This window comes from Pedobacter yulinensis (assembly GCF_003029735.1).
GTDB classification, from domain to species: Bacteria; Bacteroidota; Bacteroidia; order Sphingobacteriales; family Sphingobacteriaceae; genus Pedobacter; species Pedobacter yulinensis.
The window spans coordinates 1555013-1580885 of the sequence record NZ_KZ686269.1 but is presented as its reverse complement, the minus strand read 5'-3'; the positions used below and the strand labels follow the sequence as shown (position 1 = coordinate 1580885).

At 51.5% G+C, this 25873-nt stretch carries 25 protein-coding genes; 17 read left to right on the top strand and 8 right to left on the bottom strand.

Annotated features, from left to right (window positions below):
• Positions 1-77 precede the first annotated feature (77 nt).
• The 3 genes from C7T94_RS14450 to C7T94_RS14440 are packed head-to-tail and all read right to left on the bottom strand — an operon-like array spanning position 78 to position 2282.
• On the bottom strand, positions 78-974 hold the full coding sequence (locus C7T94_RS14450; protein ID WP_107215978.1) for a sterol desaturase family protein: 897 nt from the start codon (positions 972-974) through the stop codon (positions 78-80).
• Positions 975-976: 2 nt separating this feature from the next.
• Positions 977-2038, bottom strand: a complete 1062-nt coding sequence (gene aroB / locus C7T94_RS14445) for a 3-dehydroquinate synthase (protein WP_107215977.1) — start codon at positions 2036-2038, stop codon at positions 977-979.
• 37 nt (positions 2039-2075) lie between these two features.
• The gene (locus tag C7T94_RS14440; protein ID WP_107215976.1) at positions 2076-2282 is read right to left on the bottom strand and encodes an RNA-binding S4 domain-containing protein; all 207 of its coding nucleotides are present in this window, start codon (positions 2280-2282) and stop codon (positions 2076-2078) included.
• A 92-nt stretch (positions 2283-2374) separates the two neighbouring features.
• On the opposite strand from C7T94_RS14440, the gene C7T94_RS14435 reads away from it, so the two are divergent.
• A complete protein-coding gene (locus C7T94_RS14435) occupies positions 2375-3559 on the top strand; it encodes a proline dehydrogenase family protein (protein ID WP_107216148.1) in 1185 nt (394 codons plus the stop codon).
• A gap of 2 nt (positions 3560-3561) precedes the next feature.
• Here C7T94_RS14435 and C7T94_RS14430 read toward each other — a convergent pair whose 3' ends face one another.
• Positions 3562-3885 (bottom strand): Mpo1-like protein, encoded by a 324-nt coding sequence (locus tag C7T94_RS14430; RefSeq protein ID WP_107216147.1) that lies wholly within the window; start codon positions 3883-3885, stop codon positions 3562-3564.
• 251 nt (positions 3886-4136) lie between these two features.
• Here C7T94_RS14430 and C7T94_RS14425 point away from each other — a divergent pair, with 251 nt between their 5' ends.
• Entirely contained in the window at positions 4137-6242 is a 2106-nt protein-coding gene (locus tag C7T94_RS14425) for an FUSC family protein (RefSeq protein ID WP_162618707.1), read from the top strand.
• Here the strand turns inward: C7T94_RS14425 and C7T94_RS14420 are convergent, their stop codons facing one another.
• Positions 6243-6989 (bottom strand): hypothetical protein, encoded by a 747-nt coding sequence (locus C7T94_RS14420; RefSeq protein ID WP_107216146.1) that lies wholly within the window; start codon positions 6987-6989, stop codon positions 6243-6245. It abuts the gene before it with no gap.
• Positions 6990-7154: 165 nt separating this feature from the next.
• Here C7T94_RS14420 and C7T94_RS14415 point away from each other — a divergent pair, with 165 nt between their 5' ends.
• From C7T94_RS14415 to C7T94_RS14365, 11 genes are all read left to right on the top strand, one after another.
• The gene (locus C7T94_RS14415) at positions 7155-7610 is read left to right on the top strand and encodes a hypothetical protein (RefSeq protein ID WP_162618706.1); all 456 of its coding nucleotides are present in this window, start codon (positions 7155-7157) and stop codon (positions 7608-7610) included.
• Between the two features lie 116 nt (positions 7611-7726).
• Positions 7727-8074: a hypothetical protein gene (locus C7T94_RS14410; RefSeq protein WP_162618705.1), complete on the top strand. Its 348-nt coding sequence runs from the start codon at positions 7727-7729 to the stop codon at positions 8072-8074.
• A 47-nt stretch (positions 8075-8121) separates the two neighbouring features.
• Positions 8122-8955, top strand: coding sequence for an HAEPLYID family protein (locus C7T94_RS14405; RefSeq protein WP_107215972.1), 834 nt, complete (start codon positions 8122-8124; stop codon positions 8953-8955).
• 173 nt (positions 8956-9128) lie between these two features.
• A complete protein-coding gene (locus tag C7T94_RS14400) occupies positions 9129-9989 on the top strand; it encodes an STAS domain-containing protein (RefSeq protein ID WP_107215971.1) in 861 nt (286 codons plus the stop codon).
• 12 nt (positions 9990-10001) lie between these two features.
• Complete coding sequence (locus tag C7T94_RS14395) at positions 10002-10409, top strand: STAS domain-containing protein (protein WP_107215970.1); 408 nt, start codon at positions 10002-10004, stop codon at positions 10407-10409.
• Positions 10390-10803, top strand: coding sequence for an anti-sigma regulatory factor (locus C7T94_RS14390; protein ID WP_107215969.1), 414 nt, complete (start codon positions 10390-10392; stop codon positions 10801-10803). Before C7T94_RS14395 ends, C7T94_RS14390 begins: the two co-directional genes overlap by 20 nt.
• Entirely contained in the window at positions 10796-11806 is a 1011-nt protein-coding gene (locus tag C7T94_RS14385; RefSeq protein WP_107215968.1) for a serine/threonine protein kinase, read from the top strand. The genes C7T94_RS14390 and C7T94_RS14385 overlap by 8 nt, the downstream gene beginning before the upstream one ends.
• Positions 11807-11808: 2 nt before the next feature.
• Positions 11809-13020, top strand: coding sequence for an ATP-binding protein (locus C7T94_RS14380; RefSeq protein WP_107216145.1), 1212 nt, complete (start codon positions 11809-11811; stop codon positions 13018-13020).
• 193 nt (positions 13021-13213) lie between these two features.
• A complete protein-coding gene (locus tag C7T94_RS14375) occupies positions 13214-15862 on the top strand; it encodes a glycoside hydrolase family 78 protein (RefSeq protein WP_107215967.1) in 2649 nt (882 codons plus the stop codon).
• A 60-nt stretch (positions 15863-15922) separates the two neighbouring features.
• Entirely contained in the window at positions 15923-16354 is a 432-nt protein-coding gene (locus tag C7T94_RS14370; protein ID WP_162618704.1) for a helix-turn-helix domain-containing protein, read from the top strand.
• A 6-nt stretch (positions 16355-16360) separates the two neighbouring features.
• A complete protein-coding gene (locus tag C7T94_RS14365) occupies positions 16361-16753 on the top strand; it encodes a VOC family protein (RefSeq protein WP_107215965.1) in 393 nt (130 codons plus the stop codon).
• A 95-nt stretch (positions 16754-16848) separates the two neighbouring features.
• On the opposite strand, the gene C7T94_RS14360 is transcribed toward C7T94_RS14365, so the two are convergent.
• The 3 genes from C7T94_RS14360 to C7T94_RS14350 all read right to left on the bottom strand — a co-directional run bounded on the left by C7T94_RS14360 (position 16849) and on the right by C7T94_RS14350 (position 18469).
• Complete coding sequence (locus C7T94_RS14360) at positions 16849-17343, bottom strand: DinB family protein (RefSeq protein ID WP_107215964.1); 495 nt, start codon at positions 17341-17343, stop codon at positions 16849-16851.
• Positions 17344-17428: 85 nt separating this feature from the next.
• On the bottom strand, positions 17429-17728 hold the full coding sequence (locus C7T94_RS14355) for a hypothetical protein (RefSeq protein WP_107215963.1): 300 nt from the start codon (positions 17726-17728) through the stop codon (positions 17429-17431).
• A gap of 129 nt (positions 17729-17857) precedes the next feature.
• The gene (locus tag C7T94_RS14350; protein ID WP_107215962.1) at positions 17858-18469 is read right to left on the bottom strand and encodes an RNA polymerase sigma-70 factor; all 612 of its coding nucleotides are present in this window, start codon (positions 18467-18469) and stop codon (positions 17858-17860) included.
• Positions 18470-18669: 200 nt separating this feature from the next.
• Between C7T94_RS14350 and C7T94_RS14345 the strand changes: the two genes are divergently transcribed.
• From C7T94_RS14345 to C7T94_RS14330, 4 genes are all read left to right on the top strand, one after another.
• Entirely contained in the window at positions 18670-19635 is a 966-nt protein-coding gene (locus C7T94_RS14345; protein WP_107215961.1) for a FecR family protein, read from the top strand.
• Between the two features lie 225 nt (positions 19636-19860).
• Positions 19861-23283, top strand: a complete 3423-nt coding sequence (locus tag C7T94_RS14340; protein ID WP_239495023.1) for a TonB-dependent receptor — start codon at positions 19861-19863, stop codon at positions 23281-23283.
• Between the two features lie 18 nt (positions 23284-23301).
• Positions 23302-24894 carry a RagB/SusD family nutrient uptake outer membrane protein gene (locus C7T94_RS14335; protein WP_107215960.1) on the top strand — a complete coding sequence of 531 codons (1593 nt, stop codon included), beginning with the start codon at positions 23302-23304 and terminating at the stop codon, positions 24892-24894.
• 20 nt (positions 24895-24914) lie between these two features.
• A complete protein-coding gene (locus C7T94_RS14330) occupies positions 24915-25871 on the top strand; it encodes a DUF5017 domain-containing protein (protein WP_107215959.1) in 957 nt (318 codons plus the stop codon).
• Positions 25872-25873: the final 2 nt, after the last annotated feature.

The window sequence follows — 25873 nt, the reverse complement described above, 5'->3', positions numbered from 1 at the left end:
TAAGAATTTCTCATGTTTATTTCTGTGCTGGCAAATGTACAAACAAAATTTAATTTGTCAAGACGTAAATAAAAAAATTATTTTTTGGTTTCTTGCTCCTGCAGTTGCTTTTGCAAAACTTTTGCTACCTGCGAACTGCCGTCATGGCTCCAGCCGGGCGGACTCAGCAGGTACCTGAACTTGTCTGAAAGCGTGGGTGCGGCTTTCACGTCTTTGGCAAGTTCGACAAATTCGTGAAAAATGATATTTACAGGGCCCGTATTCTCCGGTTGTTTCGTCAGGCCGTAATGGATCTTTTCTTCAGGTATTTCTTCCTGGAATGTGCCGAACAGGCGGTCCCAGAGAATAAAGATCATGCCCATGTTTTTATCCAGGTACCTGATGTTGCTGGCATGGTGCACCCGGTGGTGCGAAGGCGTAACAAAGATATATTCAATAAGCGGATGCAGTTTGCCGATGGTCTGGGTATGTACCAGGTTGCCATACATCTGCGTAACCATGTAAGCAAACAGGATGTCAATGGCGGTAAAGCCGAAGAATGCAAGCGGCAGGTAAAAGAATACGCGGTAGATCGGCTCAAATACGGTAGAACGGAACCCGATAGTCAGGTTAAATTGCTCTGAAGAATGGTGTGTCACGTGCATGGCCCAGAACAGTCTTACGTAATGGCCGGTGGTGTGAAGCAGCCAGTAAAAAAAATCCTGGAGCACAATCAGTAATACCCAGTATAACACCGGGTTCGCGATCTCAACAAAGCGGTAACCGTAAGCAAAGTTCAGCAGGAAAAAGGTGGCCGTTTTCATGCCCAGGTTGATGACCAGCGCACTGCCCATCAGGTAAAGGTTGGTGAGCGTATCTTTTCTCGAGTACAGTTTACGGTCGTGAACATAGCTAAAATACATTTCGACCAGGGTGGTGATAAAGATAAGCGCGAACAGGTAAATCAGTGTTTCAGAACGTACAGGATTGTCCATGATCAGAAAAGTTGGTTGTAGTAATTAAAGGCCGCGATGATGCGATCGGCGCCTGCAGCGTGGTTGTAGGTGCATTTGCCGGGTTCTTCAAGCGTAGAAAAGAGGATTTTACCGTCCTCGTTCTTTTTGTCGCTCTGCATCAGCAAAATGAGTTCATCGAATGCGGCTTGGGGCAGCCTGCTGTGCGGGTACAAGACCGAAAACGCACGGGTTACCTCTTCCAGATGCTGTTGGGTAAATGTTTCATGTTCGAGCGATAGCCAGGCTTCGCAAATCATACCTGCTGCGATGGCCTCGCCATGGGTAAGCGGGTTTTTACCTTCGGCGAGGAAATAACTTTCAATGGCATGGCCGATTGTATGCCCATAATTTAAAATCTTTCGCAAGCCTTTTTCGCGCGGATCTGCAGTTACGACTTCATTTTTGATTTCGACAGAACGGTAGATCTGCGCTGCAGTGACCGAAGCCGGCTTCTGGTTCTTGAGTTCGTCAAAATAAGCCTTATCGGCAATGAGGCCATGTTTGAGCATTTCGGAATAACCAGACAACATTTCCCGTGCAGGGACCGTCTTCAAAAAAGCCGTTTCAATAAAGACGGCCTGGGGCAGGCTGAAGGTGCCGACCATATTCTTTACATTGTCTATGTCGATACCGGTTTTTCCGCCGACCGAGGCGTCGACCTGCGAAAGCAGCGTTGTAGGAATATTGACAAAGTCGATTCCGCGTTTATAGGTCGAAGCAACAAAACCGCCCATGTCGGTGATCACGCCACCGCCCAGGTTAATCAGCAAACTTTTGCGGTCTGCCCCGAAGTCAAGAAGCGTTTTCCAGATGCCGATGCAGAAATCGATATTTTTGTTTTCTTCGCCCGGATCGGTTTCGATCAGGTCAAAACCGTTAAAATCATCCAGCATCTGGCGAAACAAGGGCAGGCAGTGTTCGGTGGTATTGATATCTGTCAGTACAAATATCTTGCTGTACGTGTTGCTGCCTAACAGGTCGAGCAGGGGCTTGAGGCCAGATTCAAAATGGATCTGGTGCCCTGAACTGTGAATTGGTTTCATATAGTTTGAGGCCTGGGGCCTTTCGGTTTTTATGTATTCAGATCACTTTGATCTGCTGGCCGTTAAATTCGACCAGGTCGCCGCGGCGAACTTTGAGGCGTTTCCGGTAATCGGTCTGGCCGTTGTATTTCACGAGTCCGTCTTCGACAACCAACTGCGCTTCGCCGCCGCTGCTTACCAGTGCGCAGGCTTTCAGCAGCTGGATCATAGGAATATATTCGCCTTCTAATTTGAACTCGTTCATGGCTGGCAAATTTACAATTATTTATAAAGGTGATGAATTTAGAACGGCCGGAATTTATATTTTTGCACTCGCTTGATAATTGCAGCCTGTTTATGGAGATTTCGCCAGAGAGAATGCCCGATTTTAACAATACCGAAATTGCTTTTCAATCAAAGAATAACAAAGAGCTGAAAAAAGCTTATTGGTTGTTCAAAATGATCGGAAGCAATTTTCTTACTAAAGTCGGGCCGCCCATTACCAATTTCTTTCTCGATATCGGACTGCCCATTCAGGGAATGATCAAATCTACCATATTTGAGCAATTCTGCGGCGGCGAGACCATTGCCGAATGTGAACCGGCCATAGCCAAACTGCATGCAGGAAACGTGGGTACCATTCTGGATTATTCTGTAGAAGGAGAGGAAGAAGAGCAGGTGTTTGATGAAACCTGCCGGGAAATTATTCGCACCATTGAAACTGCCGCTACAGACAAGCGCATCCCGATCACGGTATTTAAGGTAACAGGTATTGGTCGTTTTGGCCTGCTGGAGAAACTTGACGCAAAAAAAGAGCTTTCAGCAAAGGAGCGCGAAGAGTATGTTAAAGTAAAAGCCCGCTGTGAAAGGATCTGCCGCACTGCCTTTGATAAACAGGTACCGGTCATGATTGATGCCGAAGAGACCTGGATCCAGAACACCATCGATGAGCTGGCGCTCGACATGATGCGGAAATTTAACCGGGAGCGCGTCATCGTTTACAACACCTACCAGATGTACCGGCATGATAAGCTGGCCGATATGAAAGCCGACCACCTGATTGCGCGCGAATCGGGATTTATCCTGGGCGTTAAAATGGTACGCGGTGCATACATGGAAAAGGAACGCAGGCGTGCTGAAGAACTGGGTTATCCCTCGCCGATCCAGCCTGATAAGGCCGCATCAGACCGCGATTATGACCAGTCGCTCCGGTATTGCGTAGAGAACCTGGACCAAGTGGCCTTTGTGGCCGGCACACACAATGAAGACAGCTGCCGCCTGCTCACCTACCTGCTCCAGGAAAAGAAGATTCCGCATAACCACCCGCATGTTTTTTTCTCGCAACTGCTTGGCATGAGCGACAACCTTAGTTTTAACCTGGCCAATTCAAATTACAATGTGGCCAAGTATGTTCCCTACGGCCCCGTCAAAGCGGTTATGCCTTACCTTTTCAGGCGTGCGCAGGAAAATACCTCGGTAGCAGGGCAGACCGGCCGTGAGTTGAGTCTTATTCAGAAAGAACTGAAACGCCGTCGCGCCTGACCTTATTTCCTGCCTGTATAAAAAGGCTGCCTGCCTGTAAGCAGGTCGTAAAATAAAATGAAATCGCTTGCCAGGCTGTAAAAAGGGTACTGGAAGGTGGCTGGTCTGTTTTTTTCAAAAAAATAATGCCCGATCCAGGCAAAGCCATAACCCAGCAAGGGGATCGCAATAAAAAAGCGCCAGTCATGAAACAGGAAACCGGCAAAGAGGGCCATGAGTACAAAGGCCGTTCCAATGAAGTGCAGGATGCGGGAGGTCGAATTGCGGTGTTCACTGAGGTAAAAAGGATAAAACTCCTGCAGCGATCGGTATTTTTTCTGAGTCATTTCACAAATGCTGGCCCTGAATTTAAAAACATTTAAATAAAAAAGCGGAAAACGGACATTTAAATCCATTTCCCGCCATCTAAATTAACGCTCTCGAATATATAACGACACCGGCAGCGGTATATTGCATGGCACCCTTTTTTAGATTCTTTTGCAACACACCTGCAGCGCACGACTTGCACCTTTTAACTACCTTTGCGGCCGCATTTGGTTGCTGGTAGAAACCGGGATACAGGCATGGAACAATCATTTTGAGAGACTATATCGTGAACAAGGCTATCAGGGGAAGCAGGCTTTCCGTTTTTCTGGGCGAAAATTTTATGGATGCCTTAAGGCATACCCTTGCCATTGTCGTGCCCGTCTGGTTTTTACTTGACGCAGGCCGGGAGATCTATCTTCCATTCGGTCTGGGAATTCTGCTTATCGGCCTGACCGACCTGCCCGGAACCGTCAGGGACAAATTGCGGACAGCCATATGGAGCCTCTGCACCCTTGCTGCAACGGCGCTGGTTCTGGTGGCTGCCATGTCACACTGGTGGACCATGCAGATTTTTTGGGTGGTTGCAAGTTTTGTGCTCTGCCTGTTCGGCGCGGGCGGCAACAGGCTGGGCCTGATCGGCACAATGTGCCTGATCCTGGCCATTTTCATTTATGGACTGGCGCCCGGCGACGCGCTTACTTTTGCGTTCTGGGTTTTCCTGGGCGCCCTGTGGTACCACGGGCTCAGCGTAATCCAGGTGCTGCTTTTTCCGTTCCGCTCGCTGCGGCAAGCGCTGTTTGAATGTCTGGAAGCAAGCGGGGCCTTGCTGCATGCCAAGTCGACCTGTTACAACACTGACGTGCCGCTTGCTGCAGCCTACGCTTATACCGTAGAGGCGCAGCGCATCCTTGCCTTGAAGCAGGAGCAGGTACGGCACCTGCTGCTCTCCGACCCGAAGGTAAGCCGGTCGCCCCGGGGTAGGGGAGCTTACTGGCTGCAAAACGGCCTGGCTGTTATGGAGCTTTTTGAGCAGATCAATGCCATTCATTTCGATTATGACCACCTGCGGAATGCGGTCAGCGCCGACACGCTCTCCAAATTAACCGAGCTCATACAAGGCCTGTCAGGGGCAACACGTAAGCTGGCTTTTGGAGCGCTGGTGCGAACCGTACCCTTAGAAAAAAAACTATCGCGCGAGCTGGAAAAACTGGATGATAAGATCCGGAACATGGCCGGTTGCGTGCAACAGCAAAACGAAGCAGCCGGGAAGGCGGTTACAGAGGTTCTGGCCAATGCCGGGGCTATTGTGCAGTTGTTGCAGTGTTTAAATAAGCACGATAAACTTCCTGAGGCGCCACCGCTTGATGTACTTGCCTTTTTGCCGCAAACCAGGTTTCGCTGGAGCGGACTGCGGCCAACCCTGAGGACCTATCGCTCACAATGGCGGTTCGCCCTTCGCATTGCCGTGCTGTTCGGCCTGCTTTGGCTGCCCATCTCTGTTTTACATTTTGGTCACTACAGTTATTGGATCCTGCTGACGGTCATCGTCGTTTCCCGGCCCAACTTTGGTCTCAGCTGGCAACGTAACCTCCAGCGGTTATGGGGAACGCTGGCCGGACTCGCATTAGGGGTACTGGCCTGGTTTGCTCTCGGTGGCACGTTCTGGACCTGGGTCCTGTCTGCCGTCTTTTTGTTTGGGTTTTTTTGGCTGCAGCGCTTCCGTTACGGCTACGCTGTGATTTGCATTTCAGCAGTGGTCGTACTGCTGTTTGCCGGAGAACGTGGCATTTCCTTTTCGCTTGTGGCCGAACGTTTGTTCGATACGCTGATTGGCTGCGGCGCGGCGCTTGTCGGCGCTTATCTTTTCCCGGTCTGGGAACGCAGGCGGCTCCGGGCCCTGCTTGGCACGCTGGTGCAGCAACAACTTGACTACCTGCATGAGATTGGCCGGTTCACAGCAGGCAATGGCGACCTGACCAGGATGCGGCTGGCCCGGAAACAAACCTCTGCATCGGTTGCCGCATACGCCGATGGCATTGCGCAGGCATTGGTCGAACCCGGCCACCGTCGCCTTGACGTGCCGCTGCTGTTTTTACTTCGCGAACTCGGCTATCGCATCAATGCGGTGCTGGTAGGCCTGGCGCTCGAGGCAGAACGGGGTCTGAAATCCGTTCCTGAAAAGGAATCTTCATGGGCAATTTCTGCACTCGAAGAAAGTGCAGGACTGATCAGCCATTCGGGCAACATCAGGCGGCAGCCTGTTTCTTATCCTGTTCGCCAGGCGGCGGCCGGCTGGGAGCTGCTGGCAGGCCTGAGCAACAAACTGCTTTGCGTTGTTGCCGAAGCAGACCGGAAATACCCGGCCAGGCACCGGTAATTAAGGTCTTGCCTTTCCCGGTTTCAAGTGTTTTGCGCGCATTAAGGCCTGCCTGTATTCGGCCAGGCATGTGTCTAGCGGCTGGCCTTGCCGGTGAATGCAATCACAAAACCGGTAGCATGCCCGGGGATCTTTGCGCTCGTCGCACTGTCGTCCGCAGTCGCCTAAGGTATTGCGCGGCATGATGTCAAAGCCCTGGGTTAACAGCAAGACAAGCAATGCAACTACCGTGAACGCAGCGGCAAAAAAACGGAATGGGAAACGATTGTCGACTTTTAGCTTTCGGCCGGGTGGCTGGTAGGTCTGGCCGCGCCCAATGATCAGATACTTGAGCTTGTCATAATCCCAAATCAGCAGGTAAAGGTTGGCCAGGACCATGAGCGGCGAGGAAATCAGCGAGCCTTCAAACCGCACTGCCAGCGAGAGCACACATATGTTCAGGATAATGGGAAAATACAGAACAGCACCAAGCGTGGCCGTGCGGGGAATGAGCAAAAGCACAGCTGCCCCGACCTGGAAAATGCCGATGGCCGTGTAGTAATAGCCCGTGAGGTGAAGCGCTTCGAGATAATGACCCATGGGGTGGTTCACCGACAGGGAAGTAAAACGCTCGCCCGCAATCTTCACGAAACCCGAAGGCAGAAAACCCAGCGCAAGAGCAACCCGGGTAAAAACCGTGAAATATTTTAGCCACCTGTTTGCCTGCGCCAATGCATGCAAATGATCAAGCCGTCTATGCAAACTCATATTTAAAAGTGCTTTGTTTTTCAAAGTTAGTATTTATAATTTCATTTCAAAGCAGCATTTGCAGGAAAAACAGGCCAGTTAAAACGGCAACACAGAATTTGAAAACCTTCGTGCGTTTCAATGGTTGTGTTTACAAGGTCAATGGTGGCCCCGAAACGTGAACTTATGCAATATCCAGATCAGCAAAACGCAGAAAACGAAGGTGTGAAACCAGATTCGACAGAACAGAATGCAGCGGCACAGCAAGGCACGCCTGCAGGTGAGTGGGACAGCGAGACCGAATTCGAAGAGCTTAACCAGGATCAGGGCAATACAACCGTTGCGGGCGCGCAGGAATCAGGGGTAACGCCAACAGATTCTCCCGGTGTGGCCGACCAGGATGGTTCACCTCTTTTGACCCTCGGCGACACTGAGCCATTTGAAATACAGGTTGTTGAAGATAAGATACGGGTTGAGCCGCAAAATAACGGAACCTACCGGATTTTCCTGCACGGGGAAAAAATCGCTGTCATCTATCCACAATCGTCAGGTGACCAGGTTGTCTGGGAAACGCTTGATTCGATTGAGGATGGTTTTCTGCAGCAGATAGGGGAGCTCATCACAGAGCACCACATGCATTAGCTTTAGGCCATTGATAGCGGTTCGCCATAATTATGTACATTTGACCCGTGAAATTTTTTGCAGGCCGGAATTTAGGATGTCTTGTTTGCTGGCTGCTGCTCCTGCAAATGTTAAACTTGTCGCTCAACCCGGCCAGGCACTTGAGTATGATCGGCGGAAAGGCTACCTACCGGGAAGATCTGCGAATTAACCAAATCGAAAGCATCTGTGAATTTGTCCTTGAGTTTGCCTTTGATGTCGACGTTCCCGAAAATCAGGATTCTGACGATGGCCCGGCGGGCAAAATACTGCTGGCTTGCCTGCAGCCCGCTCCGTTCGCGTACGCAGTTGAGGCGGAGCATCGCATCATCACACACCGTTCGCACTACAATCCGTACATACCTACACATATAGAGAAACGGGAATCACCACCGCCAGAACAGGCTGTTTCGGGTGTGCAGCTGCACACTGTTAACGCAGGCTGATTTTTTGGTAACCCGGCTGCCTTGTGCGGCTTATTTTTCTATTTTAAATGAACACAATCAAAACAAGTGTCCTGGCTATCATGCTGGCACTACCGGCGTTTGCGGCAACCGCACAGCGCGACTCTACCCGGCTTCCGGCCAAAGTACTGCATGCAGAACCTTTATTTATAGACCTGATCCGTGATCTTGGCGCCAGAAAAGGCGAGCGGGAATGGAATGTTGGGATGGGTGTTACGGACCACGATAAATTTGACGAATACACCGCTTTGGTGGAATATGAGTTCGCTCCGCTGAACCGCCTGGGGCTCGAAGTGGAATTGCCTTTTACCTTTTACTCCCGAAATCAGCGCGCGCCCAACGACCAACCGCTGCCGGGGAACCGGCTCAACGGACTGAAGCTGGCGGCACAGTACTCATTTTTTGTTTCCGAAAAGCTACAGAGTTCCCTGGCTGTCGGCTATATCCACGAATTTGCAATGAAGCCGTTTAATATGTACAGGCATGGGCTTTTTAGCGGTCATGTGTTCAGCCCGTTTTTCATTGCTGCAAAGCGGTGGGGAAGCAACTTTCATACGCTGATCTACACGGGACCAGTGCTTGTCAGGGAGGCGGGGCATATTGAATCAAGCTGGCAGCACAACACCAGTTTTCATTACCTGATTCCCGGCTCAAAAAACTTTCTGGGCATTGAACTGAACAAGGAGTGGAGCACAGCGGGGTTTGATATGACCGTCAGACCCCAGTTCAGGCTCACGCTTGCAGACAACCTGCTTGCCGGTATCGTGACCGGTATTCCGGTTAACCGCGAGGCCCAGCGTTTGTCCAGTTTTCTGCGGCTCATTTACGAACCGGCGCACCGTGAAAGCCGGAAGAAACGCTGAGTAGGCGGGCTGGCTCGGAGCGTTTAGGGTCTGTTGAGAAAACTTTAAACAAATTTATGGTTATTGCGCATTTTAGCCTGATCGTCTGTTTGCTTTGTTCAATCAAAAGCTTACCTTTCGCCATTATTTTTCGTAAGAGAATATAGCTTCGTACCCTATCCTATATTTTTGCCATGTCTTTAAAAATCAACAAATTGCTACAAAAGAAAAAAAAGAACATCCTGGAACTCTGGATGAAAAACCAATTGGCGGATGAAGGTCTTCGCGAGGACCTGATCAGCAACGAAGAACTCAGAAGCCAGTCAGAAGAACTGATCGATGCTTTAGTGAGCAATTTGGGGGAAGATAATTTTGAGAATGTTGACTCCGATCTGTGGAGTCCGGTTATTGAAATTCTCGGTGGCATTGCCATTACCCGGGCAAGGCAAGGCTTTACGCCGCGGGAAACGGGAAACTTCGTGTTTTCATTAAAAGAAGCGCTGCTTGAAATCCTGCAGCAGGAAACAAAAGATGATGCGGCAGCGCTTTTTGCGCAGAGCTTGCGGATCAGCCGCGTCATGGACAGCCTGAGCGTGGTCACTTTTGAGACCTTTATCAAGGGAAGAGAAGAAGTTATTCTGCGCCAGACAGACGAAATTACAGAGATATCGACGCCGGTAATCCGGGTTTGGGACGGTATCCTTGCCCTGCCGATCATCGGAACATTAGACAGTGCCAGGACGCAGGTTGTCATGGAGAGCCTGTTGCAGGAGATCGTAGAGACCGGTAGCAGCATTGCCATCCTAGACATCTCGGGCGTGCCGGCGGTTGATTCGCTTGTTGCCCAGCACCTGATCAAAACGGTGAGTGCAACCCGGTTAATGGGCGCCGAGTGCATTATTAGCGGTATCCGTCCGGAAATCGCACAGACGGTCGTTCATCTTGGCATCGACCTGTCGACCATCATTACCAAAGCATCGCTGGCCAGTGCGCTCGCTTACGCGTTCAAGGCGATGAGGCTTGAGGTGAAAAAAATCCCTGCGGGGCAAAGATAACGGGAAGAAAATATGGATAGAATTCCTATTCTGAGAATGGGCAGCTTCTTGCTCGTGACCATTCAGGTAGATTTATACGACCGGCTGGCACTTACGCTTGAAGCAGATCTGGTACAGATGGTCAATAAGACAGGGGCCAGAGGTGTTTTAATTGACATTTCTGCCGTATCGATTGTCGATTCGTTTATGGGTCGCATTGTCGGTAATATTGCCAGCATGTCAAAGATACTCGACGCCGAAACGGTGGTTGTAGGCATGCAGCCTGCGGTGGCCATAACCCTTATTGAGCTTGGTTTGCCGCTGAAAGGCGTTCATACTGCGCTCGATGTGGAGAAAGGGATGGCGTTGCTAAAATCAATGATGGATGAAGACCAGGAAACGGACCAAGAGGAAATAGAAGATGGTCCTGTCGTTGAGTAAAGACACCATCCAGGTTGTCAAGGAGCAGGACGCCGTATTCCTTAAGAACCGGGTAAAGGAGACCGCAACCAAAATTAAAATGGGGCTGGTTAACCAAACCCGGCTCATCACAGCAGCCAGTGAGCTTGTCAGAAACATGCTGCGGTACGCCAATGGTGGCCGCTGCGACATCGAGGTGGTTTCGAGCGGAAGAAACAATGGTGTCAGGCTAACTTTTACAGACAAAGGACCTGGCATTCCGGATATTTCACAGGCCATGAAAGACGGCTTTTCGACGGGCAAAAGTCTTGGACTGGGCCTGCCGGGAACCCGCCGGCTTGTAAACGAATTTGATATTAAAAGCAAAATAGGAGAAGGTACGACGGTGATGGTTATAAAGTGGGCAAATGGTTGACGCAACGCACATCAGTTTTGCTGCCAGCGACAGGAGTTATTTTTCCCTGCTGAAAAAGGAAATTCACCGGATGGCGGGAGAGGGCGGCATACAGGAAGCGCGGCTCAATGAATTGGACCTGATCGTGGCTGAGATGACTTCCAACCTGTTCAAATTCGGTAACCATGGCGAAATTCTGGCCGGCGTGTTTCATAACAATGGTGACCCCTATGTCGAATTGATCAGCATTGACAACGGGCCGGGCATGATTAATCCGTCGCGGATGATGAACGATGGCATGTCGACGTCAAATACGATGGGGCATGGCCTGGGCAGCATCAAAAGGTTGTCGACCGAGTTTGACCTTTATTCGCTGAGCGGCTGGGGTACGATCGTGCTGAGCCGCGTTTTCAACCACACAGCAGCCAAACCGGATCGCAGCGTGGTTACCGTACGTCCGCTTGTCCTGTCGAAACCAGGTGAAAATACTAGCGGCGACGGGGTAGCGATCAAAAAGACGGGGACCTATTTAAAGATTATGCTGGCAGACGGTCTGGGCCATGGCCCTGAAGCCAACAAAGCGGTCAATGAGGCGGCTGCGGCTTTCCGGGTTTTTCCAGACCACAGCCCCACTGAAACCATCCGGTTTCTGCACCAGGCCATTAAAAAGACGCGCGGTGCGGTTATGAATATCCTGTTTTACGATTTCGCCACCAGGATTTGGCGTTCTGCCGGCGTTGGAAATATTGCAGCAAGGATATTTGGACCAATCCTGGTCAAAAACCACATGTCATACAATGGCATTGTGGGGCACAATATACCCACCTCCATGAATGATCAGTCTTATGCCGGTGCCGACTTCAACCTGGTTGTTCTGTGTTCTGACGGTATCAAAACACGTTGGGACCTTGCGAAATATCCGAACATCCGGAAACACGACCTGGCCGTCCTGAACGCAGCCATTTATAAGGACCACGCAAGGCAGACAGACGATATGTCCGTTGTTAGCATAAAAATCAGATGAGCATGATCGAAATTATTTTCATATCACTTGAGAACGAAATGGATCTTGTCCTGGCTCACAGGCGTTCACTTCACCTGGGGGAAAGGCTCGGTTTAACGCTGGCGACCCGCACCACATTCGCGACAGCGGTTTCTGAAATTGCAAGAACCGTCATTGAACATACCGACAATGGCAGCCTGACCCTTGGCCTCAGGCAGACCGACCAGCGGTATGCATTGACGGGCCGGTTCAGCTTTGGCAGTCCTGAGCATTTTGTTCCGGCCGATGGTTATTATTATGCACAGAAACTGGTCCCCGAGTTTATAAAAACTGAAGCTGATGGGGTTACGCTCATCGAGATCCGCATTGGCATACCGCGGTCAGTAAACCTGGACCGCTCGAAAATTTCGGTATTGGCTGCGTATTTTAAAGAAGCGCCGCCAATGAATGCTTACGAAGAAATCAAACAACGTAACCTGACGCTGAACCGCATTGCTGTTGAGAAAGATGAGGAACTGCGGCGGTCCAAGATCATTGACCAGAAAAAGACCGAGTTTATTTCTGTAGCCAGTCACGAGATTAAGACACCGATAACCGTGATCAAGGCCTATTCGCAGATGATCAAGGTCATGAAAGAAGGGTGCACCGACCGGGTTAAGGGTATCGTAGACAAAATTGATGGACAAACAACCAAACTGCTCTCACTGGTTCAGCAACTGCTCGATGTTTCCAAGTTCGAAAACGGCCACCTTTCTTACACCAAAGAAAGGGTACAGATTGGTAGCCTGGTCTCAGAGATGGTGGCTGTCATGCAGCACATTACACCCTACCATGAGTTTGAAGTGTCTGTAAATGAAGATGTTGAGGTTGAGATCGATAAATTGCGAATGGAACAGGTCTTCTCCAACCTGCTTGGCAATGCAGCCAAATATTCACGAAAAAACACAATTATCAGTATAGAGGCCGCTGCAGACGAAGCGGATTCGGTGCGAATCTCAGTTACCGATCAGGGCATTGGTATGAGCAGAGTGGATATTGCGTCTGTTTTTGAAAAATTCTACCGCTCAGACGATGTGATCAACTCGCACGCAGGTTTGGGCATGGGACTCTATATAGCCTCGAAGATCGTTACCGATCATGGTGGCAGGATCTGGGTAGAAAGTACACCCGGAAGTGGTTCCACCTTCCATTTCACGATTCCCAGACCTGAGCAGCCTGCCGACGCGCTGAATTAATACATATGTCGGCTGCGCCGGATGTCGTATCCGGCGCCGACCACAGCCGCCGACCGCACCCCGCAAGCGGGAAACCTGCTCCGTTTCCTGCTGCCGGAAAAAGGCTGCTACCCATGTATCTTTTTAATGAACATTTCCCAACTTTTTGCAGGCTTGGAGCTTAGCTGCTATATTTAAGCAAACTAAACCTACCATGCGTAACCATTTCATCTCTGTTTTTTCACTGCTTTTCTTTTTTTCTGTTTTCGCGCCGGCCGCTGCTGTGCAGGCCCAAAAGCCAGACATTTACGACCTGACCGTTAACCAGCTTACAAATCCGCTCAGCGTGGATCCGCAGGGGCTGACTTTTAGCTGGAAGATCCGGGCGCAACAGAAGAATACCCGGCAGGCGGGGTATGAGATCAGGGTTAGCAGCACTGCGACAAGCGGAAAGGAAGTCTGGCACGCGCTGCGCACCAGCGAACAATCGGTCCGTATTCCTTATGGAGGTCTGCCGCTGACATCAAAAACGCGGTACCGCTGGCAGGTGCGGGTAAAAGACAACCATGGCCAGCAGTCTGCCTGGTCTGCACCACAACATTTCCGGACCGGCCTGCAGCCGCAAGACTGGACGGCGAAATGGATCACGGTTCCGGGCGCCGACACCGCTGCCGCGAGTCCGTTGCTGCGCCAGGTCTTTGTGGTTAAAAAAAATGTGCGTGCTGCCACTGCTTACATTACGGCTAAAGGTTTGTATGAGGCGCGCCTGAACGGCAGCCGCGTGAGCGACCATTATTTTGCGCCGGGCTGGACAAGCTACAAAAACCACATCCAGTACCAGGTCTATCCGCTCGACGGGCAGATCAGGAAAGGAAACAACGTGCTGGCGCTGGTGCTGGGCAATGGCTGGTACAAAGGGCGGATCGGCTTTTCACACCAGAGCAAGTTTTATGGCGATACCCGGGCTGTGCGGGCCCAGCTGGAAATTGAGTATACAGACGGCAGCAGCGAGGTGATTACCAGCAATGAGAACTGGAAAACCACCGACGGACCAATACGCAGTTCAGACATGTATGACGGCGAAACCTACGATGCCAGGCAGGAACTGGCAGGCTGGGACCGGCCTGATTTTAACGAATCTGATCGCTGGAAACCCGTCAGGATACTCCCTGAGGGACCGGAAAGGCTGGTGGGTATGAGTGGGCCGCCGGTGCGTAAGCATGAAACTTTCAAACCAGTAAAGATATTCAAAACGCCGTTGGGTGAAAACGTGATCGACTTCGGACAGAACCTCGTCGGCTGGGTAACCGTGCGGGCACGGGGTGCAGCGGGGACAAAAATCACCCTTAGCCATGCTGAAGTGCTCGACAAGGCCGGTAACTTTTACATCACCAACCTGCGGTCGGCCAAACAGCAGAACCACTACATCCTGAAGGGTGGAGAAGCTGAAAGTTTTGAGCCGCACTTTACATTTCAGGGTTTCCGGTATGTGAAAGTGGAGGGATACCCTGGAACGCTGCGGCCAGAAGACTTTACCGCCGTTGCGCTGTACTCGGATATGAGACCGACCGGTAAATTTACAACCTCAAATACTTTGCTGAACCAATTGCAGCACAATATTCAATGGGGACAGAAAGGTAATTTTGTTGATGTGCCGACCGATTGCCCGCAACGTGATGAACGCCTGGGCTGGACTGGCGATGCGCAGGCATTCGCCAGCACGGCCGCATACAACATGGATGTATCGGGTTTTTTCAACAAGTGGATGAAAGACGTGGCTGCTGATCAGCATGCAAATGGCAGCGTGCCTTTCGTGATTCCGAACGTACTGAACGCCGGCGATGCGGGCGCCACCGGCTGGGCCGATGCAGCAACCATTATTCCGTGGACAATGTATCTCACCTACGGCGACAAACAGATACTCGCGAGCCAGTACACCAGCATGAAGAAATGGGTGGACTACATGGTTTCACAATCTGTAGATAACCTTTGGGCAAAGGGTTTCCACTTTGGCGACTGGCTGTTCTACAGGCCAAACGACGACAACGACGGCCGGGCAGCCGTGACCGATAAATACATGATTGCGCAAACCTTTTATGCCAACTCGGTACAGATTCTTGCCAATACGGCCGAAGTCCTGGGTAAGCCCGAAGAAGCGGCCCGGTATCGCGATTTGCTGCAGAAAATTAAAAGTGCTTTTGTTGAGGAATACATGACGCCGAAAGGCAAGCTGGTCTCCGACACACAAACGGCTTATGTGCTGGCGCTGCAGTTCGACATGTTGCCCGAGGCTTTTCGGGCACAGGCTGCCAAACGCCTGGTTGACAATGTGCAGAGTTACGGTAACCACCTGACAACCGGATTTCTGGGCACGCCTTACCTGTGTCATGTACTGAGCCGGTTCGGGTATCAAAATACGGCATATGACCTGCTGATGCAGGAAAGTTACCCATCCTGGCTCTACCCGGTCAAGATGGGCGCGACGACCATCTGGGAGCGTTGGGATGGCATTAAGCCCGACGGATCATTCCAGACAGCGGATATGAATTCATTTAATCATTATGCCTACGGCGCCATAGGCGACTGGATGTACAAAAATATAGCGGGCATACGGTTGCTAGAGGCATCGCCCGGTTACAAGACCTTTGAGATTTCGCCCAGGCCAGGTGGTAAACTGACCAATGCTGCCGCTGAACTGGAAACGGTATACGGGCCGATTAAATCTTCCTGGACCATTGTCGATGGCAAGTTCCGGCTTGACGTGAGCATACCTGTGAACACAACGGCCAGCATCAGGCTGCCTGGATCGGATAAGACCGAAAAAGTGGGTTCGGGGTCCTACCACTTTGAATGTGCATATTAATTGATCGTAAAACCGGGCCGGAACGCGCTAGTTGTGCTGTCGATGGCTAAAGCTGTAAAAATGACTTTTTACCTGAGGGAAGTACAGAAAATCAGACACATCGTTTACGGCAACCAGGGACAGTTGGAGGCAGTTATAGGTGCACGCCGCTTTCTTGACGGAAATTTAGACGGCAATATCAATCTCGACCTGCTGTCTGAAAACAGTTACATTTCGAAATTCCACTTGTTGAGGCTGTTTAAACAGTACTATGGGCAAACGCCCCGGCAATACCTGACCGACAGGCGCATCGAGCGATCAAAAATCTGTCTCAGGAGGGGAATGGGCATAGCACAGACCTGTTACGCCGTCGGGTTCGAGAGCCCCAATTCATTCAGTACGTTGTTTAAGTCGCGGACCGGCGTCTCGCCCACGCAATTTAAAAAAGAGCAATTTTCACAACGTTCCATGCCTCCACATTCGGAAACTTCGTGCATTGAATTTAAAACCTGAGCAAAAATGAAAGTAAAAGTTTTAAGCGTCCCGGTATGGGACCAGGAGCAGGCCCTGGCGTTTTACACCGAAAAACTCGGCTTTATCAAAAAGGTAGATCTTCCTCTGGGCGAAGACCGTTGGTTAACGGTAGTCAGCAAGGAAGAGCAGGATGGCGTTCAGGTGCTGTTGGAGCCGGCGCCCAAACATTTTGAACCGGCAAAAATTTATCAGCAGGCGCTTTTTGACGCCGGTATTCCGTACACCCAGTTTGATGTGGAAAGCGTGCAGCAGGAGTATGACCGCCTGGTCGGGCTTGGCGTCGCATTCAGTGTTCCGCCGACCGAAATGGGTACGGTGAATATTGCCGTATTTGACGATACCTGCGGTAACAACATCCAGCTGGTGGAGATGCGCTGAGGGGCAGTTCCGGCAACTGTTATCGGTGCCAAAGGGAATTTTGCAAGCCGATTACATTAAAAAAGCAGGCAGGATTATTTTCCTGCCTGCTTTTTTCAGCTTTCTTCGTAAGTGGGTCCGTACATGCCCGGCACCTTGTTGCCGGTTGCCCTGAGGTAGACGATCAGTTCGCCGCGGTGGTGATAAATGTGGTTAAAGAGAAAGCCCCGCGCAACGATTCCGCGTTCCATCGGCCCGAGCACCACCTGCTCACCAGCTTTCATGGTCCAGTTTTCCTGAAGCTTTTGCTCTGTCAGCGAAGCCAAGGCTGTTCTCGCTTTTGCAACGTTGCTTTCAAACAGTTCAATTGTTGCGGCAATGTCGGCAGGGTCGCCCCGTTCCAGGCTGTCTGCCGCAAGATCATAAACGTCTTGTGTCAGTGCCCCGACATACCAGTAATAAATGGTGGCAATGTGCTGGGCCAGCTCGCCCATTGTCCAGGAAATGGCTGAAGGTTTATAAGCCAGATCTTTTTGGGGAATGGCCTGCAGCAGCCTGCGTGTGCTGTTCACTTCCTGCTCGAACTCGGCCGTAAGGTATTTTAGTATCATGGTGAGGATGTTTTTTAGTTTACTAAAATAAGAAACACGACCTTGAAAGAAATGGCTTTTTTAGAAGAACTAAACCGCAAGTTGATTAACGGTTTCCGCCACCAGCCCAGTCGTCGTTATAGATGTTTTTTGTGATCTGCACATTGATTCCTTCTGCAGGGAAAATGGAGACCTGCGAGGTGATACCCTCCTGGGTGTCTCTGTCAATGACCTTCTTAATCTTTATGTTATAGACGTGCTGCACTACTCCTGACCCAGGACCAAAACGGTCAATGGCCATGAACTCGTTTTCCAGTGTATAGTCAAAAAAGTAATTGGGATAGGCGCCAAGAAAACAGAATCCCGGACCGATCATTACCGGCAGAGAAACAGGTTTCCCCTTCATGGTGGCTTCCCAGATTACCTTCAAATTTCGATTGCCTCCGTCCTGATAGACCCGGAAAGAATCCCAGCTATCAATTTGATCAAGACTGGATCCCCAGATCGTCCCGGTGTGGGCGATGTAATCTTTCCCTCACTCAAACCAACCAACCGTCCACACCGCTACCACCGGCAAATAATGCTGCAACGAGCCCCGCAGGCGCTGCAGGGCCTTGCGCATGTGCTGCTCTACAGTGTTTACAGAAATGTTCAGGCGTGTGGCAATCTCCTTGTGCGGCAGGTGCTCCTGTCGGCTCAGCACAAACACTTCCCGGCACTTTTCCGGAAGGTTGTTTACCCCTGTCTGTATCGCCTTCTCAAGTTCCCTGCGCGCCAGGTCCTGTTCGGTACCGGTCGCTGCCGCAGACCAGAGCCGCGCAATGCCGTCTTCGTGTTTTTTTCGCATCAGCACCTCTCGGTAATAATTGTATACCCGGTGTTGTACAGCGCTATACAAGTAAGCTTTGACTGATTTTTCAGGATCAAGCTCGCTTTTCCGCCTGAAGAAGTCGAGAAATATGTCCTGCACCATTTCCTTCGCCAGTTCCCGGTCGCCCGTTTTCCTCGCCGCAAGCGCCACCAGACCGGTTACATGCCTCAGGTATAAAACGTCGAACGCCTCTGCCGTACCCTGCTGCCACAGCGTAACGAGCTCTGCATCGCAAAGCAAAGACATCGTAGAAATACTTGTCGGCTGAAGGCTCATGTATGGATACAGGCAATAGTTGGTTTCACGAATATATCATCGGGCATTAAGTAAAGCAAATTAAAAGCATACATGTTACCAAGATGTTAAGTGCCGGTCAACTCTTCTTTGGCTTCGAGCTGCATCAGGAGCTAAATTTTTTTTCCGTCCGGATAACGGTTCGCCACGCGTTGCGGTAATCAACTGTAAACCGACCCGCAATGGATCAAGACAAACTACGCCGCTTACTGGACAAATACAAGGAAGGTACCTGCAGCCCGCAGGAACTCGACGAGCTGGAAGCCTGGTATGCCCGGCTGGACCATGATACAGACATGCCTGGTGGCGATACGGCTGCGCAGGGAATGCTTGCCGACCTGAAACGGCGCATGCCTGCTGCGGGCCCGGCGGTTAAGCCACTGGGCAGCAAGTGGTACATCCAGGTTGCAGCCACCTTATTTGTCGGCGTTGCCCTGGCGGCGCTCATATTCAGGTACGGACAGACTGGCCGCCCTGACAGCGTTTCATTACATACGCCTCAGACCGTTCAGGCCCGGCACAACCGTTTCGTGCAGTTGCCAGACGGCACCCGGGTCATCCTGAAAGAAGGAAGCCGGCTGCAATATGCAGCTTCATTTAATGAAAAAGTAAGGCAGGTGACCCTCGTGGGCGAAGCCTATTTTGATGTGAAACACGACGCCAGCAAGCCATTTATCATTCACACAGGAAGCGTTCGTACGCAGGTGCTGGGCACGGCATTCAACATCAAAGCGTACCCCGAGCAAAAAGATATTGTCGTTACGGTAACGCGCGGCAAGGTAAAGGTAAGCGAGAAAAGCCGGGTGCTGGCCGTGCTGACGCCCAACAAGCGGGTCGTTTTCAACAAAGACCGCGCTACCGCATTGCACCAGGATATCGAAGCCGATACAGTGGTTAGCTGGGTCAGGAAAAACCTGGCCTTTGACAATGAATCATTTGGTAACGTAGCCAGGCAGCTCGCAGACCGCTTCCAGGTATCCATTAAAATTGAGAATGAGCGCCTCAGCCCATGTCCGACAACCGTTGCGTTCTCCGGTTCAGAGAACGTAGACGAAGCGCTGAAGATATTATGCCTGATCCGCGGTGCCTCCTTTAAAAAGGTAAACGGTGTTTATGTTATTGACGGAGAAGGTTGTACGCTAAATTAACGAGAGAATTTTATGACCAGATCACCATGACCCAACCGGCGTGCAAACGTCAATAAAAAAACTCCTCTGCTTGGGGAAGCGTACCGAGGAGTTTTAGTCAAAATCATGTTTACATTTTAACCAGACAAAACTATGCAAAATCTTTTTTGCAGGAAAGGCATTTGTGTGCCTGAATACGCCAGTCTTAATCGCATTTTCCTGTTTACTATGAAAATAAGTGCCTGCATGGCAATTATTTTGCTAACGACCTTCCAACTGCTGTTTGCCCGTCCCGGCAGGGCGCAGAGCGTTCACAACAAGGTCATTACCGTTGCCTTCCAGGATGTCAGCCTGAAAGATGCGCTCGGTCAGATTTCCTCTTTATCGGGCTTCAAGTTCGGCTACCCGACCGAACAGGTGAGCCGGTACGGACACATCACCGTCGAAAAACAATCGGCTACCGTAGCCAGCATCCTGAACAGGGTGCTGAGTGGCACAGGCATGGATTATACGCAGCAGGGCAATACCATTGTTGTCTTCAAAAAAGCCGATGACGCCAAAAGGGAGCAGTCATCTGTGCAACAGAAAAGCATCAGGGGCAAGGTGACCGACCGCAGGGGTGAGCCGCTGGAAGGGGTGAGCGTCAAAGTGAAAGGCGGCAACGCCAGCGCCTCTACAAAAAATGACGGCTCTTATACCATCGAAGCGGCCGATGGCAACGCCATTCTCGTCTTTAGTTACGTCGGGTATCTGACCGAAGAGGTGGCCGCAGCCGGCAAAAGCCGGATAGACCTGCAGCTTCGCGAAACGGCCACCGACCTGAACGAGGTGCTGGTGATCGGCTACGGCTCGGTGCGGAAAAAAGACCTGACCGGAGCCGTTGGCGATGTGAACGTAGCGCAGCTCGCAAAAGCCCCCGTTGCGTCTTTTGACCAGGCCCTGGCCGGACGGATAGCCGGCGTACAGGTATCTTCTATGGAAGACGGGCAGCCGGGCTCGGGCATGAACATCGTGATTCGCGGCAGCAACTCGCTCACCCAATCAAACGCACCCTTGTACGTGGTAGACGGTTTCCCTATGGAAAACCTGCAAACGGCCGGGATCAACCCCGACGACATCCAATCCATTAACATCCTGAAAGACGCCTCGGCAACCGCTATTTACGGTGCGCGGGCGGCCAATGGTGTCATCGTCATCGAGACAAAAAAAGGCAAAACAGGAAAGCCCGTCATCAGTCTTAACGCTTCTCTCGGCACCGAAACCACACCGAAAATGATGGATCTGCTCGATCCGCATGAATTTGTGAAATACGAATTTGAACGCTACGGTACAGGACCCGACCAACTGGGTTACTTTCTCAACGGCAAAACCGTAGACAGCTACCGCGAAACCCCCGGTATCGACTGGCAGCGCGAACTGTTCAGGACCGGTCTTACGCAAATACACAACGTAGCCATGCGCGGCGGCACGGACCAGACCAAGTACGCCATTTCGGGCTCGGTCTACAATTCTGACGGTGTGGTGGCCAACAGCGGTTTTGACCGGTATCAGGCGCGAATTTCAGTTGATCAGACGGTGAGCAAAAAGCTAAAAACGGGTATCAATGTGAACTTCAGCAACCAGCTCACCTACGGACAGGTACTGGGGCGCACATCGGCGACCTCATCGACAACCATTAGCGGGTTCCTCCTGTACTCGGTATGGGGCTATCGCCCGGTTACAGGTTCAGAAGCAGACAACCTGAGCCTGGAAGACCAGCTGCTCGACAGCGGTGTGGATCCCGCTTCAGATTTCAGAATCAACCCGATCATCTCCGCCGAAAATACGCTGCGGCAGCGCAAAATCAACAACCTGACCGCCAACGCGTATGCCGCGTATGACTTTACCAAACACCTGACCCTGAAGATTACAGGCGGTTTGAACGGATACATCAGCCGGAACGAAGAATTTTACAACAGCAAAACCGTTCGGGGCACACCGCTGCGCGTAAATAACATCAACGGTATTAATGGTTCTGTAAACAATGGCCAGCACCTGGACTGGCTGAACGAAAACACGCTCACCTGGAGCAAAAGCCTCGGCGGCGGGCACCGGCTCGAAGCCCTTGGCGGCGTTACGCTGCAAGGAGCGAGAAATACCGCAAACGGTTTCTCGGCCATCCTGGTGCCCAATGAATCGCTCGGCATCGCCGGCCTGTCGCAGGGTACGCCGCTGGAAACCATCAGCAATGCGAGTGAAAACCGCATGGCTTCTTTCATCAGCCGCGTAAATTACAATTACAAATCGCGGTACCTGCTTACCGCGACTATGCGCGCAGACGGGTCATCTAAGTTTTCACCCGGCAGGCGCTGGGGTTATTTTCCTTCTGCTGCCTTCGCCTGGCGCATGAGCCAGGAATCGTTCCTGAAGAAAATTCCAGCCATCAGCGATGCCAAACTGCGCGTCAGTTATGGGGTAACCGGTAACAACCGGGTCAGCGACTTTGCCTACCTGGCTGCAATAGACCTGAACGATCTGGCCAGCTATTCCTTTAACAACCAGCGCCTGTACGGACTCAACATCACCCGGCTGGGCAACCCCGAACTGCGGTGGGAGAGCACGGCTCAGGTCGATGCCGGCTACGACCTGAGCCTGTTCAAAGACCGGGTAAGCCTGGTGGTAGATTGGTACCGCAAAACGACCTATGATCTGCTGCTCAACGCACAACTGCCTTATACCACCGGTTTCAGCAATTCCTTCAAAAACATCGGCAAGATCCGGAACGAAGGCTGGGAGTTTACCTTAAACACCATCAACGTTCATACACCAAAATTCAGCTGGGAAAGCAATTTCAACATCAGCTTTAACCGGAACAAGATCATGTCGCTGGCCGAAAACCAGCCCAACCTCCTCTCCAACATCCGTTCTTTCGTAAGCCGGATGGCCGAAGAACCGCTCTATATTGCCGAGATCGGCAAACCTGCCGCCATGTTTTACGGACTGATCTGGGACGGCGTGTATCAGTATGCCGACTTTGATCAGCCGTCGCCGGGTGTTTATGTGCTGAAAAACAGCGTACCGACCAATGGTGACATCAGAAGCGCTATCAAACCGGGCGATATCAGGTACCGCGACATCAACAATGACGGTGTCATTGACGGCGGCGATAAAACGGTGATCGGAAACGCGATCCCCGTACACGTTGGCGGCTTCTCAAACAGTTTTAGTTACAAAGGGTTCGAGCTTAGCGTGCTGCTGCAATGGTCGTACGGAAACAAGATCATGAATGCAAACCGGCTCATCTTTGAAGGCAACATTACCGAAGTGCCGCATTTTAACCAGTTTGCTTCCTGGGCAGACCGGTGGACACCCGAGAACCAGACCAATGAGCTCTTCCGTGCCGGAGGCGGAGGCCCGCAGGTCATGTCATCGCGTACGCTGGAAGACGGCTCCTACCTGCGCCTGAAAACGGTGGCGTTAAGTTATTCGCTGCCTGCAGCGTTCATTCGCCGGGCCAGGATCCGTTCGCTGAGCCTCAATGTAGCGGCGCAAAACCTGCACACCTGGACCAATTACAGTGGCATGGATCCCGAAGTGTCGGTGCAGAACTCAACGCTTACGCCCGGTTTCGATTTCTCGGCATATCCGCATTCCCGCACCCTGGTTTTCGGACTTAAAGCAGCTTTCTAACGATTTAATAACAAGGTTATGAAGAAAATATACACCTTATTCCTGGTACTGATCCTGTTCAGTGCCAGTTCTTGCAAAGATTTTCTGGACACACAGCCGGAAGACTTTTTATCTCCCGAATATTATTATACCAACGAGACGCAGATCAACACCGCGCTTGCCGGCATTTACAGCATCATGGCCGATACGCGGAACGAGGAACCGTTCTATGCCGCCAGTTACATCAGTTCGATGGGCACGGAGGGCGACGACGGCTACTACCGCAAGGGCCCAGACCGCAACATTGTGGGCCAGTTTCTGTATAACGCAAGCGTGCCGGCCATCTCGCACCTCTGGGAAAGTCTGTACAGCGGCATCAACCTGGCCAACCTCATGCTCGAGCGCATAGACGGAGCAGACATGCCTGCAGCCAAACGCGAAGTAGCAAGGGGAGAGGCCCACTTCCTGCGGGCCTACTATTATTTCATCCTTGTGTCTAACTGGGGCGATGTGCCTTTGAAGCTGACCTCGACCACATCGCCGCTGAACAACGAGATCGCACGCAGTCCCGCACGCGAAGTGTATGCGCAGATTGTAAAAGACATGGAAACCGCATACGGCCTGGTGCCGACTGCGACCACCGTTGGCTTTGGCGGCCGCGTCAACAAATCGGCAGTTGCCGGCATCCTGGCGCGTGTTTACCTGTACTGGGCTGGTGCCCCGCTAAATGATGCCTCGAAATACCAGAACGCCCGCGATTGGGCACTCAAGGTGATCGACTCGCAGGAGCACAGCCTCAACAGCTCATACCAGCAGGTTTTTATCAATTACGCCGCTGATAAATACGACATCAGGGAATCGATCTGGGAAGTGGAGTTTTACGGCAACCGCACAGACAGGCCGCGCCAGGCAGGTTTGGTCGGCAATTATATCGGCATACGCTCTACAAGCGACGAGGTAGGAAACAGCAACGCCAATGTGCGCGCCACCTCGAGGCTTTACCAGCTTTACGGCAACGGCGACCTGCGCCGAGACTGGGCCATAGCACCCTTTCAGTACACGCCTGTCAACTCGTCAACGAAGGTAAACTACGCGTCGACCGCCATCTGGAACCGCGATGTGGGCAAATACCGGCGCGAATATGAGGTCTTCCTCCCGAAGTCGAAGGGCTACACCCCGATCAATTTCCCGATTCTTCGTTATGCCGATGTGCTGCTGATGTATGCCGAAGCAGAAAATCAGGTGAGCGGGCCGACGGCTGCGGCGATTAACGCTGTCAATATGGTGCGCCGGCGTGGTTATGGAAAGCCGGTCACGGCCGCTGATGCTGCGGCAGATCTGAGGCCGGGGCAGTATGCTGACAAGGCTGCTTTCCTTCAGGTTATCCAGGATGAACGATCGCGCGAACTGTGTTTCGAATGCCTGCGTAAATACGACCTGATCAGGTGGGGAACCTACGTTTTTGCCATGAAGGCGGTAGGCGCCACGTATCAGAATTCATCCGGTGTTCCCTCTGATGCGCGGAATGTTGTGCCTTCGTTGCAGCTTATTGACCAGAAACACCTGTTCTGGCCCATCCCGACACACGAGCTTTCTTTAAACCGGAAACTGAGCCAGAATCCGGGCTGGTAATTACCATTAATTGTGTACACATGAAAAGAATTTATTTATACCTGTTCGCACTGCTGGGTCCATTTGCCGCCGCTTGCGACAAATCAATGGATGTTGGCGAACCGGTTTTCGAAGTAACCGGTTATTCAGTCGAAAACCGTTTAGACAGCGCCGGTAACCCCATCAAAAGCGTGACCTTTACACTTGACGGCAACGCGGATATTATTTCCTTTTATTCGGGCGAAACCCTTCGGGATTACAATTTTCGTGAGGGTCGCGTTGTGAAGACTAAAAACGTGACCATGTCTTTTAGTTCGAACTGTAAGCTCAACAGCGGCACGATCGCTATGGCGAACCAGCTGTCGGTGGTTGCATCGACCAACTTTACCGGGCAACTGAACGATACAGCGGTTCAGGCAGCAAGCTGGACCGATATTACCGGGCGGTTCAAACTTTCGCCGCTAGTAGCCACAGACAATTTTCTTCCCTCAGGCGAAGCGGATGTATCAGACCTGTTCCAAAAAGGAAAACCCTTATATATTGCTTTTAAATATGTGACACCGCCGCAAACCACTGCACTGCGCCATACGCAATGGCGCATGCGCGACTACCTGCTCAGGCGCAATACCGAACTTGGCCTGAACACACTGGCCAGCCAGTCTGCCACGCCCTGGAATTTGTACCATAAAGGGCCGTTCGAGTCGGGTCGTTCAGCCAACAGCACTTCGCAGCTCATCCTTCGGGGCAACAACTCGGCGGCGAATTTCTCCGAACCAACCGAAGACTGGGCCATATCGCCGGCCATACAAGTGGTCGAAGACACCGACATTGGTCCGGACCGGCCTTTCGCCATCAAAACGCGGATCGACGTGCCAATTTCTGTGTACACGTTCAACTACAGCAAGCCAGGCACCTATAAAGCCGTATTTGTGGCCTCAAATGTAACGGCCAGTCAGGAAGTAAAGGTCGTGAAGACCATCGACGTAGTTATCAAGTAAAA

Bases quoted from the DNA above. Each gene is read 5' to 3' on its own strand.
- aroB (WP_107215977.1), bottom strand. From the start codon at position 2,038: ATGAAACCAATTCACAGTTCAGGGCACCAGATCCATTTTGAATCTGGC.
- C7T94_RS14330 (WP_107215959.1), top strand. From the start codon at position 24,915: ATGAAAAGAATTTATTTATACCTGTTCGCACTGCTGGGTCCATTTGCC.
- C7T94_RS14415 (WP_162618706.1), top strand. From the start codon at position 7,155: ATGCAATATCCAGATCAGCAAAACGCAGAAAACGAAGGTGTGAAACCA.
- C7T94_RS14375 (WP_107215967.1), top strand. From the start codon at position 13,214: ATGCGTAACCATTTCATCTCTGTTTTTTCACTGCTTTTCTTTTTTTCT.
- C7T94_RS14435 (WP_107216148.1), top strand. From the start codon at position 2,375: ATGGAGATTTCGCCAGAGAGAATGCCCGATTTTAACAATACCGAAATT.
- C7T94_RS14365 (WP_107215965.1), top strand. From the start codon at position 16,361: ATGAAAGTAAAAGTTTTAAGCGTCCCGGTATGGGACCAGGAGCAGGCC.
- C7T94_RS14420 (WP_107216146.1), bottom strand. From the start codon at position 6,989: ATGAGTTTGCATAGACGGCTTGATCATTTGCATGCATTGGCGCAGGCA.
- C7T94_RS14355 (WP_107215963.1), bottom strand. From the start codon at position 17,728: ATGAAGGGGAAACCTGTTTCTCTGCCGGTAATGATCGGTCCGGGATTC.
- C7T94_RS14450 (WP_107215978.1), bottom strand. From the start codon at position 974: ATGGACAATCCTGTACGTTCTGAAACACTGATTTACCTGTTCGCGCTT.
- C7T94_RS14370 (WP_162618704.1), top strand. From the start codon at position 15,923: ATGACTTTTTACCTGAGGGAAGTACAGAAAATCAGACACATCGTTTAC.
- C7T94_RS14345 (WP_107215961.1), top strand. From the start codon at position 18,670: ATGGATCAAGACAAACTACGCCGCTTACTGGACAAATACAAGGAAGGT.
- C7T94_RS14430 (WP_107216147.1), bottom strand. From the start codon at position 3,885: ATGACTCAGAAAAAATACCGATCGCTGCAGGAGTTTTATCCTTTTTAC.
- C7T94_RS14400 (WP_107215971.1), top strand. From the start codon at position 9,129: ATGTCTTTAAAAATCAACAAATTGCTACAAAAGAAAAAAAAGAACATC.
- C7T94_RS14360 (WP_107215964.1), bottom strand. From the start codon at position 17,343: ATGATACTAAAATACCTTACGGCCGAGTTCGAGCAGGAAGTGAACAGC.
- C7T94_RS14440 (WP_107215976.1), bottom strand. From the start codon at position 2,282: ATGAACGAGTTCAAATTAGAAGGCGAATATATTCCTATGATCCAGCTG.
- C7T94_RS14395 (WP_107215970.1), top strand. From the start codon at position 10,002: ATGGATAGAATTCCTATTCTGAGAATGGGCAGCTTCTTGCTCGTGACC.
- C7T94_RS14335 (WP_107215960.1), top strand. From the start codon at position 23,302: ATGAAGAAAATATACACCTTATTCCTGGTACTGATCCTGTTCAGTGCC.
- C7T94_RS14390 (WP_107215969.1), top strand. From the start codon at position 10,390: ATGGTCCTGTCGTTGAGTAAAGACACCATCCAGGTTGTCAAGGAGCAG.
- C7T94_RS14340 (WP_239495023.1), top strand. From the start codon at position 19,861: ATGGCAATTATTTTGCTAACGACCTTCCAACTGCTGTTTGCCCGTCCC.
- C7T94_RS14380 (WP_107216145.1), top strand. From the start codon at position 11,809: ATGATCGAAATTATTTTCATATCACTTGAGAACGAAATGGATCTTGTC.
- C7T94_RS14350 (WP_107215962.1), bottom strand. From the start codon at position 18,469: ATGAGCCTTCAGCCGACAAGTATTTCTACGATGTCTTTGCTTTGCGAT.
- C7T94_RS14405 (WP_107215972.1), top strand. From the start codon at position 8,122: ATGAACACAATCAAAACAAGTGTCCTGGCTATCATGCTGGCACTACCG.
- C7T94_RS14385 (WP_107215968.1), top strand. From the start codon at position 10,796: ATGGTTGACGCAACGCACATCAGTTTTGCTGCCAGCGACAGGAGTTAT.